The sequence below is a fragment of the Dokdonia sinensis genome, from assembly GCF_003688895.1.
Taxonomy (GTDB): domain Bacteria; phylum Bacteroidota; class Bacteroidia; order Flavobacteriales; family Flavobacteriaceae; genus Dokdonia; species Dokdonia sinensis.
This window is the reverse complement of sequence record NZ_REFV01000014.1, coordinates 36,325-49,559: the sequence shown is the minus strand read 5'-3', so window position 1 is coordinate 49,559 and position 13,235 is coordinate 36,325. Positions and strand designations below refer to the sequence as shown.

Annotated in this window: 9 protein-coding genes; all 9 read left to right on the top strand. The window is 39.7% G+C overall.

Annotated elements, in window-relative coordinates; all coding sequences use genetic code 11:
* Positions 1 to 849 (top strand): rod shape-determining protein MreC, encoded by an 849-nt coding sequence (gene mreC, locus EAX61_RS13215; RefSeq protein ID WP_121918178.1) that lies wholly within the window; start codon positions 1 to 3, stop codon positions 847 to 849.
* Complete coding sequence (locus EAX61_RS13210; RefSeq protein WP_121918177.1) at positions 839 to 1,345, top strand: rod shape-determining protein MreD; 507 nt, start codon at positions 839 to 841, stop codon at positions 1,343 to 1,345. The genes mreC and EAX61_RS13210 overlap by 11 nt, the downstream gene beginning before the upstream one ends.
* A complete protein-coding gene (gene mrdA, locus EAX61_RS13205) occupies positions 1,342 to 3,270 on the top strand; it encodes a penicillin-binding protein 2 (protein WP_121918176.1) in 1,929 nt (642 codons plus the stop codon). Before EAX61_RS13210 ends, mrdA begins: the two co-directional genes overlap by 4 nt.
* Positions 3,270 to 4,529 (top strand): rod shape-determining protein RodA, encoded by a 1,260-nt coding sequence (gene rodA / locus EAX61_RS13200; RefSeq protein WP_121918175.1) that lies wholly within the window; start codon positions 3,270 to 3,272, stop codon positions 4,527 to 4,529. Before mrdA ends, rodA begins: the two co-directional genes overlap by 1 nt.
* A gap of 300 nt (positions 4,530 to 4,829) precedes the next feature.
* Positions 4,830 to 6,305: an MFS transporter gene (locus EAX61_RS13195; RefSeq protein ID WP_121918174.1), complete on the top strand. Its 1,476-nt coding sequence runs from the start codon at positions 4,830 to 4,832 to the stop codon at positions 6,303 to 6,305.
* 397 nt (positions 6,306 to 6,702) lie between these two features.
* Positions 6,703 to 7,938 (top strand): MFS transporter, encoded by a 1,236-nt coding sequence (locus EAX61_RS13190; RefSeq protein WP_121918173.1) that lies wholly within the window; start codon positions 6,703 to 6,705, stop codon positions 7,936 to 7,938.
* Complete coding sequence (locus EAX61_RS13185) at positions 7,922 to 9,802, top strand: alpha,alpha-trehalase (RefSeq protein WP_121918172.1); 1,881 nt, start codon at positions 7,922 to 7,924, stop codon at positions 9,800 to 9,802. Before EAX61_RS13190 ends, EAX61_RS13185 begins: the two co-directional genes overlap by 17 nt.
* 14 nt (positions 9,803 to 9,816) lie before the next feature.
* Complete coding sequence (locus EAX61_RS13180; RefSeq protein ID WP_236642046.1) at positions 9,817 to 10,761, top strand: carbohydrate kinase family protein; 945 nt, start codon at positions 9,817 to 9,819, stop codon at positions 10,759 to 10,761.
* A 72-nt stretch (positions 10,762 to 10,833) separates the two neighbouring features.
* A complete protein-coding gene (locus EAX61_RS13175; RefSeq protein ID WP_121918171.1) occupies positions 10,834 to 13,113 on the top strand; it encodes an NADP-dependent malic enzyme in 2,280 nt (759 codons plus the stop codon).
* Positions 13,114 to 13,235 lie beyond the last annotated feature (122 nt).

Sequence of the window (13,235 nt, the reverse complement as noted above, 5' to 3'; positions counted from 1 at the left end):
ATGCAGCAGATTATCAATTTCCTGATTCGTTACAAGAATGCTCTGCTGTTTTTGTTCTTATTATTGATTTCGCTCGTTTTTACAGTACAATCTCATTCTTACCATCGTAGTAAGTTTATAAATTCAGCTAATTTTCTGTCTGGAGGAGTGTACGAATCTGTGGGTGGTGTTCAAGATTATTTTAAGCTCAAAACATATAATGAGCAGTTGTTAGAAGAAAATGCCCGCTTACGCGAAAGAATACAACGAGCAAAAACAACAGTTCCATCAAGTGAAGATTCTTTGTCTATGCTTTCTAATATTTACAAAGACAGTATATCGCAATTTGAATTTATCCCCGCAAAAGTCATTAATAACTCGTACGCAAAAGTAGATAACTTTTTAACCATCAAAGGAGGTCGTAGAGAAGGTATTCAAAAAGATATGGGCGTGATTACCAGTAAGGGAATTGTGGGTGTGATAGATAAGGTTTCAGGTAAATACAGCACTGTGCTTTCTGTGCTCAATACAAATTTTACAACAAATGCTCAGCTTCAAGACACAGACCATTATGGACAACTACAATGGGATGGAAGAAATCCTAATCTAGCACAACTTATCGATATGCAGCAGCAAGCACCAGTAGCGGTAGGGGATACTATCGAGACTAGCGGTAGATCTGCAATATTTCCTAAAGGTATACCTATAGGAACGGTACAAGATTTTAAATTAGATCAGAGTAAGAATTTCTTTTTGATTACTGTAAAGTTAATTAACGATATGACTAATCTTGGTCACGTATATGTTATAGAAAATAACGATCTAGAAGAAATCAAAGCCATAGAAGCAGCAAGTATCAATGAGCAATAATATAGTTCTGAATATTCTCCGCTTTCTAGGACTTATTATTGTCCAGCTCTATGTATTCAATAATATGAATATTTTTGGATACATAAATCCTTTGCCTTATGTGCTGTTTGTAATCGTATTCCCGTTTTCGGCAAATAGATCTTTGTATTTATTTTTGGCGTTCTTAACGGGGCTTACACTCGATATGTTTGGCAATAGTGGAGGCATACACGCAGCGGCTTGTTTGTTTGTAGCTTTTTCTAGACCAGTAGTTACTCGTTTTGTTTATGGTGTGAGCTATGAATATAATGCTGTAAAATTATCTAAAGGTACATTTTATGAAAGGGTCTTATTTATTCTGATCCTTGTTGTTATACATCATTTGGTATTCTTCAGTCTTGAGGTTTTTAACATTGCGAGTATACTTTATATCTTAAAAAAGGCGTTGATTACTAGTGTAGGTACTGCATTGTTTTGCGTCCTTTTCAGTATTCTATTTAGTGGTCGTTCAGAATGAGAAAATTATTACTTCTTTCTATTGTATTGTTTACAGGTGTAGTCTTCGTGGGGAGATTATTTTACTTGCAAGTATATGATACGTCTGCTGCTGTACAGTCTGAGAATAATGCGATAAAGGTGGTGTATGATTATCCGCAGCGTGGTCATATTTATGACCGTAACAATAAGCTTATTGTTTCTAATCAGCCATCTTATGACCTTATGGCAATTCCTCGAGAAATAAAGCCCTTTGATACGCTGGAATTTTGTAAACTATTAAATATTGACAAGGAGAAGCTCGTAAAAGAGCTTAATCGAGCTCGCGTGTACTCACCAAGGTTACCATCTGTAATTGTTCCTACGATGTCCAAGAAGGAATATGCATATCTAGGAGAGCAAATGCGTAAATATGAGGGATTCTATATCCAGAAACGTTCATTAAGAGACTATCAGATAGATTTTGGCGCAAACTTCTTAGGCTATATCCAAGAAGTAAACCAGAGCATTATAGATGCTAACCCTTATTACCAATCTGGTGACTTAATAGGTCGCCAGGGCGTGGAGCAACAATATGAAGATATTCTTAGAGGGGTTAAAGGTGTTAAGCGTTTTCAAAAAGATAGATTTAACCGTATCATAGGTTCATATAAAAATGGAATTCTTGATACAATGCCTGTAGCAGGTAATGACCTCCAACTCACTATAGATGCAGAACTGCAAAAGTATGGAGAAGAATTAATGACAAATAAGCGTGGTGGTATCATTGCTTTAGATCCCAGTACCGGAGAAATTTTAGCACTTGTTTCTGCGCCTAACTATGATCCCGCATTACTTGTAGGTAGAGAACGGTCAAAGAATTTTACAAAGATGTACTACGACTCTATTTCCGAGCCCTTAGTAGACCGAGTACTTTTAGGTCAATATCCTCCTGGATCTCCTTTTAAAGCACTAACTGCGCTCATAGGACTGCAAGAGAATGTTATCGATACCTCAGAACGTATATCATGTCACGGTGGTTATAACTATGGAGGTTCTAAACCACTAGGATGTCACCACCACGCTTCGCCACTTGCGATGGAGGGTGGAATCGCAAATTCTTGTAACGCTTATTTTGCAACGGTGTACAGAAGGTCTATAGAGAAATTTAAAACGCCACAGGAAGGAATAGACAATTGGAAAGCACATTTAAAGAGTTTTGGTCTAGGAGATTTTTTGGGATATGACCTTCCTATTGGAAGACCAGGTTTTATTCCCAATTCAGAATTTTACAATAGGAGCTATCAATATCCTAAATATCGCTGGTACGCTACTGCCACAATTTCTAATGCCATTGGACAAGGTGAAGTGTCTATGACGCCTATCCAAATGGCAAACTTCACAGCAGCCATAGCAAACAGAGGTCACTACTATAAACCTCACATCATAAAAAAAATTAAAGGAGTAGATACCATCCCCACAGCATATCAACAAAAACAACAAACCACTATTGATCCCAAATATTTTGAACCGGTAGTAGAAGGTATGCACGGCGTTTATAATTACGGAACAGCATCCACACTAAAAATCCCAGGAATAGAAATTTGTGGAAAAACAGGTACTGCAGAAAACTATACGCGTATCGACGGGAAGCGCGTACAACTTACAGATCACTCCACCTTTGTTGCCTTTGCTCCAAAAGATAATCCCAAAATAGCTATTGCCGTTTTTGTAGAGAACGGTTATTGGGGTTCACGTTTTGGGGGCAGAATAGCATCTGTAATGATAGAAAAATATCTTAAAGGAAATGTTACTCGAAAGGATTTGGAGCAATGGGTAATGACGCATAGTCTTGAAGATGAATATGCAAAGCCGCAAAGCGGTAAACCTTTTTCGATAAATGATGGTAAAAAGGTAGTGGCTAAATTTCTTTTAGAAAAAGAAGAGGATAAAGTACATAAAAAATAATGATAGGTAGTTCCCGTAATGTTAGAAGTTTTGATTGGGTTATTATACTATTATACCTTTTGCTCGTGGGCAGCGGGTGGATTAACATATACTCTGCATCTTACGATACGGACGCACTTGCTTTCTTTAGTACGGACAACTTATTTATAAAGCAACTCCTGTTTATTATATTCGGAATAGGACTTATCATCTTTGTTCTTTTTCTGGATGCAAAGTTCTTTGAGCGTTTTTCAAGTATTATTTATATAGTATCGCTTCTTTCTCTACTCGGTCTTTTTGTTTTTGGAAATACTATTTCTGGAGCTACGAGTTGGTATAAATTTGGATCATTAGGTTTGCAGCCTAGTGAGTTTGCTAAGGCCGCCACTGCCCTCGCTCTAGCTAAGTATCTGAGTGATATTCAGACCAATATAAAATCTATCAAGGATCAAATAAAGGCTTTTGTGATAATTGCACTTCCTGCACTCATTATCATACCACAACCTGATCCTGGTAGTGCGCTTGTTTATGCGGCATTCTTCTTTCCGTTGTATAGGGAAGGACTCGCTGCAGCCTATCTCATTCTAGGATTTTCTGTTGTACTCTTATTTGTGCTTACGCTGTTATTTGGGCCTATTTATGTAGGAGCTGGAGCTTTAGTAATAGGTATATTTTTATTTGTCAAAAATAGAAAACGAAGGCCTTCTAAGAGATTGTATCTAGGGATTGTCGCAGCCTGTGCTCTATTTGCTTTTTCGGTAAATTATATTTTTGAAAACGTATTTGAGCAACGTCACCGTGACCGCTTTAATATAGTATTAGGTAAAGAGGTAGATGCAAAAAGTATAGGATACAATACTGCCCAAAGCGAAATTGCCATAGGAAACGGAGGTTGGCTAGGGCGAGGATTTTTACAAGGGACTCAGACTAAAGGGAAGTTTGTTCCTGAACAGCATACCGATTACATCTTCAGTACTGTGGGAGAAGAGTGGGGATTCTTAGGAAGCACATTTGTTGTCCTTCTTTTTATTGGACTTATCTTGAGAATTATTCAATTATCTGAAAAACAAAAAAATGACTTCAGCCGGATCTATGGCTACGGCGTTGCAGGAATTTTATTTGTACATTTTGTAGTAAATGTTGGGATGGTACTCGGTCTATTGCCCACCGTAGGAATCCCACTACCATTTTTTAGTTACGGAGGTTCTGGGCTTTGGGGCTTTACCATATTGCTGTTTATTTTTGTAAAGCTTGATGGGAACAGAATAAATGAGTGGTAAATTTTTTTTCGCTTTCGCGAAAGCGAACTCAGAAATCTTTTTTAAATATAGGAATAGCCACAAGAAAGCTACTAACCATTCCTTAAAACCGATTTTTTACGAAATCGTTTGCGTAATTTTAAAAGCTTCCTCTCCCTAACATTTTCCTAAAATATAGATGGCATTATTGTATATTCACAACACACAATCCTGTATTTTGATATATTTCAATAAGAAAATGCAGGTCTTTTTGTGAATAAGATAATGGTAAGTGCTTGACAATGTTTGTAAAGTGTAATTGTTTTTCTAAAGCTTGAGAAAATGAGTAGCATAAGAGAATTTATAAAAAAACCAAACCTCTCCTTCTGGCAAATCTGGAATATGAACGTGGGATTCTTTGGGATTCAGTTCAGTTTTGGATTACAGCAGACGGCAATAAACCCAATATTCTCATTTCTAGGCGCAGATCACGCAGAGTTACCCCTGCTCAATCTGGCAGGTCCTGTTACAGGACTTTTGATACAACCTATCATAGGAGCTATAAGTGATAAAACGTGGTTGCCCAAATGGGGTGGAAGGCGTAAGCCATTTTTCCTCATAGGAGCTATATTAGGAAGTTTGTGTCTCTTTGCATTTCCCTTCAGTCCTAGTTTATGGTTTGCAGTAGGACTACTTTGGATCCTTGATGCGGCAAACAATACAGCAATGGAGCCTTATAGAGCTTTTGTAGGGGACAAGTTAAATGATGATCAGCTGACTTTTGGGTATCAGATGCAAGCACTCTTTGTGGGTGCGGGGATTACAATTGCAAACTTCTCGTTATTTCTCTTTCAAGATTGGTTTGGAGTTCCGGCAGAAGAAGGAGCTGCATTATGTTCTACTGCTACTGAGACCATTTCTGCTATTCCTAAGTGGGTGTATTATTCTTTTTTCCTAGGCGCGATAGCTTCCGTAGGAACAATTGCTTGGTCAGTATGGAAAACACCAGAAATACCGCCTAGCGACGAAGAACTAGCACAATTGCAAAAAGAGCACAGAGAAAGTTCCTTTATCCAAAGAATAAAAGAGCCTTTTGCTGAAATTACAGGTGCCATAGGTAGTATGCCGCGTATGATGTGGAAACTTGCAGCTGTTTATTTCTTCCAATGGTATGCATTATTTGTGTATTGGCAATTTGTAACCCCTATGCTCAGAGCGACTATGTTCGGTATTTCAAATGACGACAATACAAGATTTGAAGGGATAATGGAGGCCTGCCGTTCTGGAGGTATAGTAGGAACAGGTGATACTGCTTTTGCTCAAAACATACAATTAGTTTCTGAGCAAGCGCTCGCTCAAACCGGTCTTATGAATGGAACCTACAACTTTGTCACGATGATTGTTGCCTTAATGCTTGTGCCGTTTGCAAAAAAGTATGGATCTCGTAATGTATATGTTGCGTCCTTAGTGTTTTCAGGAATAGCAATGCTTAGTATGCCATATATTCAAAATGAATATGCATTGCTTATCCCGATGGTACTCTTTGGGATAGGTTGGGCTGCAATGATGGGAATCCCCTATGCAATGGTTTCTAAAGTAATTCCTGAGGAGAAACGAGGTGTATACATGGGAATAGTAAATATGATGATCGTAATCCCAATGTTAATACAAACAGTAACCTTTGGACCAATTATTAAAAATTTATTGGGCAATGATGCCGTAAATGCTATTTTATTTGGTGGAGTATTCTTCATCATTGCAGCTTTACTAGCGCTACGTCTTAAGAGAAGTGTGTCGGCAGCAGTACAGATGAAGTAATTTGTTTGACTGTATTTTGAAAAGGGAATAAATGGGAGTTTTCTTTTTTTTTGTAAGAAAAATCAGAGTCTCTCGATAAAATTATTTGTTCAAAGGGTCTATTGTGTAGGAAAATATGTTGGCAGAAATTTAAATTGTAGCAATAACAATGACTAATTTTAGAACTAGTTTTGTAATTAGATTTAGTGATGACCACCAGCTAATCATTTATAAAGGTATTGCTTGTACGACCGGAAATGTTAATTGCAACACTTTAGTCCAAGATTTACAGAACTTTGAATGTAGTGACTCTTCCTTAAACAGTCGCAACACTCGCCGAGTTCTGATAAGTGGTTAATACCCAACGAAAGAGCACCGACATACGTTGGTGCTTTTTTAATTTTAAAACGTTTTAAAAATGAAACATTTAGGTGTAAAACTCTCCCTTTATCTCAATTATTTTGTTTTTGCCATTCTTTTGAATAGTGTGGGAACTGTTATTCTTCAAGTACAGCGCAACTATGACATAACAAAAGATGTCGCAAGTATATTAGAGGGATTTAAAGATATTCCCATAGCAATCGTATCATTTTTTCTTGCTTCTCAACTCCCTAAATTCGGATTGAAGAGGTCAATGCAATTGGGTTTACTTTTAGTTGGTACGATGTGTTTGGTTATGCCTTTTACAAATGATTTCTGGTACTTCAAGTTGTTATTTCTTACCGTTGGAGTTTCCTTTGCTTTGATAAAGGTCACAGTTTTTGCGACCATCGGACTGATTACTGATGATACTCAAGAACATTCTAGTTTTATGTCCTCTTTAGAGGGTGTATTTATGATAGGAGTACTTCTGGGAAATGTGGTATTTAGTCTCTTTATTGACGATGCAGATCCTAAGTCTACATTTTGGTTAAGCTTTTATTATGTTTTGTCTGCATTATCATTAATTGCTTTTTTGATTTTGACCTTTACAAGTTTGGATGAAAGCCCTTCTAAAATTGAGTCTCGTTCTCCGAGACAGGATTTTATTGCAATGCTTAAATTGATAGCACTACCTCTTGTGATTGTCTTTATTGTAAGTGTCTTTTTGTTTGTTCTCATAGAGCAGAGTTTCCAAACTTGGACACCTACGTTCTATAAGGATTTAATTGCTGCACCTGCTCGTATGAGCGTTCAAGCGGGAGCGGTTCTTGCAGGCGCATTTGCTATAGGTCGATTTGCTGCAGGGGCGGCTTTGAAATATGTCCATTGGTTTACGCTTGTGGTTATTTGTATACTCGGTTCGGCTTCTTTGGTTTTAATTTCGTTGCCCTTGGCTCAAGGGGTTAATTTAGGAGAAAACGTAACGTGGCTCAATGCCCCAATAGTAGCATATATATTTCCGCTTATGGGAGTTTTTCTTGCGCCCATTTATCCGACTATTAACTCAGTTGTCCTAAGCTCTTTGCCTAAGCACTCACACAGCAGTATGTCCGGTCTCATTGTTGTTTTCTCGGCTCTAGGTGGTACACTAGGCTCAGTTATCACGGGCAACGTCTTTGAGTTTTTTGACGGTTCGACCGCATTTTACGCATCACTTGTGCCTATGACTCTATTATTAGGTGCAGTAATATTATTTAATAGATTAAAAAAGAAAAATGCAGTTCAAGGGTAACATAGAAACCACACTCCAGCAACTACTGGCGCAGGAGGATACAGATGGAGACAAGAAAATCACGATAGACGATACGGGTCCCAAAGCTTTTGAGATTACGGTTTATGATAACGCTTTAACCAAAGCAGAAAAACACATCATAAAAGGCACCCACCATTTATCCAATTTCTTACAGGAACTCGCGCTGGAAAAAGCACTGGGTAAAACAGAAGCAGTCATTCCCCTGTCAAAAATAGAGGAAAGCCCTACTAATCGGATATCTCGGATGATTAAGGATTATTTTTGGGACGACCTCACCCGCACCATAGATAAAAAAGGAATAGAAAAAATACTGACGGATTCAAAGGCGCAGGATACCGTACAACGACTTTACGTACCCGCTACAGATGAGCAGGGAATTTCTTATTACAAGAGTCTCACAACCACATTTCCCAATCTCGAAGTCGTGGTGCTTCCCGAAAATATCACCCCAGAATACGTAAAATCCATAAACGACAAGCCCGGAATCCTCGCGCTTGCCCTTGAAAATGAGAGTGGAGTGCCCTTTGTCGTACCCGGCGGGAGGTTTAACGAGATGTACGGCTGGGACAGCTACTTTGAAGGTGTGGGACTGTTACTGGACGGTCGCGTGGACCTCGCCAAAGCAATGATAGATAATTTTTGTTATCAAATTCAACATTACGGTAAAATCCTAAATGCAAACCGAAGCTATTACCTCACGCGCACCCAGCCACCGTTCTTGACTTCATTTATAAGAGAAGTCTATAGTACGCACCCAGAGATAGGTAAAGTATGGCTCTCCCAAGTTTTGGCCATTGCGATAAAAGAATACGAGACAGTCTGGATGGAGCGGGGAGTTCGGCTTACGCAAAATGGACTCAATCGGTATTATGCCCAAGGCATCGGTATCCCTCCAGAGACAGAGGAAGGTCATTTTGATGAGGTGTTGGCCGCTTTCGCGAAAGCGTACTCAAAAAAACAAAACATTCACCAACCCTTCACAATACGGACCTTTGCCGAAGCTTATCAAAACGGAACCATCTCCGTTCCCGAACTGGACGCCTATTTTACCCACGACCGAAGTTTACGTGAGAGTGGTCACGACACCTCGTGGCGACTGGATGATGTATGTGCAGACCTTAATGTAGTAGATTTGAACAGCCTGCTCTATAAATATGAAGTGGATTTTGCGTATCTCGTGGACACCTATTTTAACGGGGCATTTCAGGGGAGGTCAAGCGATTTTTTTATGAGCAAGGCTTCTGAGCGCAAAAAAAGGATGAATACGCTGATGTGGAATGAGGAGCAGGGACAATACTTTGACTATAATTTTAAGAAGCAGGAGCAGACTCATTTTGAAAGTGCTTCCAATTATTTCCCGCTCTGGGCTGGACTGTGCACTCAAGATCAGGCCTCGGCAATGAAAGATACTTTGATGGCACAGCTCAAAGAAAAAGGGGGCATCGCAGGAACGTCCAGAAAAATGAATGACGAGTTTGCGTACAAAGGACCCCAACGACAATGGGATTATCCTAACGGCTGGGCACCGCATCAAATGATGGTCTGGCGCGGTTTGCTACAATTTGGATTTGAAAAAGAAACACAGGAACTCGTCTATCGCTGGCTCTGGATGATTACCAGAAATGCTGTAGATTATAACGGAGTCATCCCAGAGAAATACGATGTGGTAGCCACCACCCACAAGGTGTTTGCAGAGTATGGAAACGTAGGAACCGAGTTTGACTACATTACCACCAGCGGTTTTGGCTGGATGAACGCTAGTTATCAGTACGGGCTTACGTTGCTATCTCCAGACTTGAGAAAGAAGCTGGAGGCGCTGTTATCTCCCGATGAATTGTTTTAAAAAATAAAAAGAAAGTGAGCAAAGAAAGACAAATAGACATCCTTTGTATAGGAGAAACCTTAATAGACTTTATAGGTCACGAGGTAGACGCGCGCATCGATCAAACGCGGGATTACCACCGATATTTGGGTGGAAGCCCTACTAACGTTGCGATGAATATGGCACGATTGGGAATGAATGTGAGATTAGCAAGTACTGTGGGAAAAGATGGTTTTGGTGATTATGTAAAGGAAAAACTTAAAGAAAACAACGTCGATATATCACTAGTCCGTTTTGACCAGAGGCCTACAAGTATCATTATGGTTTCTAAAACAACGGGTACCCCAGACTTTATTCCTTATCGAGAGGCAGACGTTCATATTGTGCCGTCTCAAATCCCAAAAGAAATTTTAGAGCGTACAAAACTATTTCATACGACTGCTTTTGCAATGAGCAAGAATCCAGCACGCGCAACGATACTGGCAAAAGCTAAGGAAGCCTCAAAAGCAGGATGTACCCTAAGTATTGACCTTAATTATTCCCCCCGTATTTGGCCTGACCGAGATCAGGCGCTTCAGTCTTTTAAAGAATATTGCTCTTACAATCCCCTTGTAAAAGTAAGTGAGGATGATATGGAGCGCTTGTTTGGCAAGAGGAAGAGCCATCAGGAAATTTTTGACTTTTTCCATAATGAGATGAATGTGGATATAGTCTGTTTAACGTTAGGGAAGGATGGGGTTACGCTTTCGCGAAAGCGTGAAGAAAACATTTCGCTACCCGCCGCAAGAGTTGATAAAATCTTAGACGCAACGGGAGCAGGAGATGCCTTCTGGAGCGGATTCTTATTTGCATATTCTAAAGATTTTGAGCTGGAACGATGTCTGAAAATTGCATTATCCCTAGCGGCAATAAAGCTTCAAAACGTGGGCAGATTGCCTCAAAATGTAGATCTACTCACTCAATTATTGGATATTAATTAAACTTTAAAAGATGGTAAGGCATCTTGAAAACCGTATTTTTGTCCACTCGTTTTTTACAATCCAATAACCACTATGAACAGAAATAGTAAACGCAGAGAAGCACTTGTTTATCACGCAAAACCAAGACCAGGAAAGATTGAAGTTGTCCCTACTAAAAAGTATAGTAGCCAGCGTGATCTTGCCCTGGCCTATTCTCCGGGTGTTGCAGAGCCTTGCTTAGAAATTGCTAAAGACGTAAATAACGTTTATAAATATACTGCAAAAGGTAATCTAGTTGCCGTGATCTCTAACGGAACGGCAGTTTTGGGGCTAGGAGACATTGGGCCAGATGCTTCAAAACCCGTAATGGAAGGAAAGGGACTTCTATTTAAAATTTTTGCTGGTATTGATGTTTTTGATATCGAGGTAGATACAAAAAACGTAGATGAATTTGTAAAAACAGTAAAGAATATCGCCCCTACCTTTGGCGGTATAAATCTAGAAGACATAGCTGCCCCTGAAGCTTTTGAAATCGAAAGGAGATTAAAAGAAGAGCTGGATATTCCAGTTATGCATGATGACCAACATGGTACAGCAATCATAAGTGCTGCCGCATTGCTCAATGCATTAGAACTCGCAGAAAAACAAATAGAGCATGTACGTATTGTATGCTCCGGTGCGGGAAGTGCGGCAATCTCTTGTATGCGTTTGTACAATAGACTCGGTGTAGATTTGAATAATGTGGTAATGTTCGACAGTGAAGGGCTTTTAGGAGCACATCGCAACGACCTTTCTCCAGAACAACAAGAGTTTAGAACGGCAAAGGAATATCCAAATTTAGCCGCTGCCATGAAGGGTGCAGACGTGTTTTTAGGACTATCTGTAGGGAATATAGTGACGGGGGAGATGATAAAATCTATGGCAAATGACCCTATTGTATTTGCCATGGCAAACCCTACACCAGAGATCGATTATAACGTCGCTATTGCATCGAGGCCTGATATTATCATGGCAACAGGACGTTCTGACCACCCTAATCAGGTAAATAATGTTTTAGGATTTCCATTTATCTTTCGTGGTGCGCTAGACGTAAGATCGACTGCGATAAATGAGGAGATGAAAATGGCTGCTGTCCAAGCGCTTGCAGGACTAGCTAAAGAGCCGGTACCGGAGCAGGTAAATATTGCTTACGGTGAGACACGCTTTACCTTTGGTAGGGATTATATCATCCCAAAACCATTTGACCCTAGATTGATAACGACGATTCCACCAGCTGTTGCAAAAGCTGCTATGGATAGTGGTGTCGCGCTTCAGCCCATATTAAATTGGCAACAATATGAAGATGAACTCCTAGACAGATTAGGGGACGATAATAAGATAGTAAGACTCCTCCTAGATCGTGCAAAGTCTAATCCTAAGCGCATTGTTTTTGCAGAGTCAGACCAGCTTGATGTTTTAAAAGCAGCACAGATCGTATATGAAGAGGGTGTCGCAATTCCAGTATTATTAGGAAATCGTGAGGTAATTTTAGAGCTTAAAGAGTCTATAGAGTTTGATGCAGATGTGGAGATTATTGATCCCAAATCGGAAGAGCAAAAAAACCACGTAAACCGCTATGCAGAAATTTACTGGAAAATGCGCAAGCGCAAAGGGATAACACTTTTTGAAGCTCAAAAAACAATGCGCCAGCGTGATTACTTTGCTGCAATGATGGTAAGTGAAGGTGATGCAGATGGTATGCTTTCTGGTCACAGCAGGAGTTATCCGTCAGTCGTAAAGCCAGTTTTAGAAGTAATAGGACGCGCAAAAGGGGTGCAAAAAGTAGCTGCTTGTAACCTGATGATAACCTCTCGAGGTCCTCTCTTTCTAGCAGATACATCTATTAATATAGATCCAACGGCAAAGGAGCTTGCAAAAATTGCGCAAATGACTGCAGCTGCAGTGAAAATGTTTGGGATGGAGCCTGTTGTGGCAATGACGAGTTATGCAAACTTTGGTTCTTCTACAAATGAGAAGGCAACAAAGGTAGGAGAAGCGGTAGCTTATCTTCATCGTTATTACCCAGACCTTATTGTAGATGGAGAAGTTCAGGCAGATTTTGCCCTAAATAGAGATATGCTACAGAGCAAATTTCCGTTTTCAAAACTTGCTGGAAAGAAAGTAAATACACTTGTATTCTCAAATATAGATAGCGCAAATATCACATATAAAATGATAAAGGAGCTGGAAAAGGCAGACAACATTGGGCCTATTATGTTGGGTATGCGCAAGCCTGTTCACGTTTTGCAGCTAGGTGCGAGTGTAGATGAGATGGTAAGTATGGCAGCGATTGCAGTAATAGATGCTCAGAAAAAGGAAAAGCACGGCATGTAAACTTTAACATCCGTTACTTACTTAGAAAATAGATAGAAGACGCTTTTGGATTAAGGCGTCTTTTTCTTTTAAGAATTGTTTTAACAGGGGTTTCGCTTTCGCGAAAGCGAAAAAATCAACAC